General features: G+C 62.1%; 2 pseudogenes. One reads left to right on the top strand and one right to left on the bottom strand.

Features of this window, described 5'->3' with window-relative positions:
• Positions 1-159: pseudogene (locus EN884_RS37525) on the bottom strand (ABC transporter substrate-binding protein); the annotation flags it as partial.
• 263 nt (positions 160-422) lie between these two features.
• On the opposite strand from EN884_RS37525, the pseudogene EN884_RS37520 reads away from it, so the two are divergent.
• Positions 423-785, top strand: a pseudogene (locus EN884_RS37520) (gamma-glutamyl-gamma-aminobutyrate hydrolase family protein); the annotation flags it as partial.
• Positions 786-804: the final 19 nt, after the last annotated feature.

The raw sequence follows: 804 nt of genomic DNA, 5'->3' as shown, positions 1-804 counted from the left end.
CCCATAGATGGTGTCGAGCGACTTCGGGAAGGACGACGCCAGCCGCCATGTCACCTTGGGATTGGACTGGGCGATTGCAGGCGCCGCCAGCGTGGCCGCCGCCGCCGCGGCACCGACGCCGGTGACACCGGCCTTGCGAATGAATGAACGACGATCCATGAAGTTCCTCCCTTTTGGATCAACAGGCCGACGTCAGAAAATCCTCGGTTTCCGTGTCGGTTCGTTCGAGACAATACACAGGCAAGAAGTCGAGTCCAGCAGGCCGGCCCCATTTGACGGCGAAGCCCGGCTGCACTGCAACTATAGTCTAACAGGCCGTTTCGTGGCCCATGCGACACGCCGAAACTTGGCATGGAAAAATAACGTGGGATCGCCTATTTTGAAGGCAGGTATCCCTTGCCCAAATGGAACACAGAGCCCAAATGCATCAGCCGCTCGTCGCCATATCGACCGACGTCCGTCAGTTCGACAACTACACCTGGCACGCCGCCCCACAACAATATCTGGAAGCGGCGATCACCGGCGCCGGCGTGTTCCCGGTGCTGGTGCCATCGTTCGGCGACCGGCTCGATTTCGACGAACTCCTGTCGTCGGTCGACGGCGTCATGGTCACCGGCTCGAAATCCAATGTGCATCCCTCGCTCTATGGCGGCGACGCCAGTGAAGCCAATGGCCCCTATGATCCGGCGCGCGACGCCACGACGCTGCCGCTGATCCGCCGGGCGATCGAACGCGGCGTGCCGCTGCTCGCCATCTGCCGCGGCATCCAGGAACTGAACGTGGCGTCGCGCGCCGGATCATAGG

Origin of the sequence: Mesorhizobium sp. M7A.F.Ca.AU.001.01.1.1 (assembly GCF_004022735.1) — a bacterium.
In the GTDB taxonomy this organism is placed as follows: Bacteria; Pseudomonadota; Alphaproteobacteria; order Rhizobiales; family Rhizobiaceae; genus Mesorhizobium; species Mesorhizobium ciceri.
This window is presented reverse-complemented; position numbering and strand designations above follow the sequence as displayed.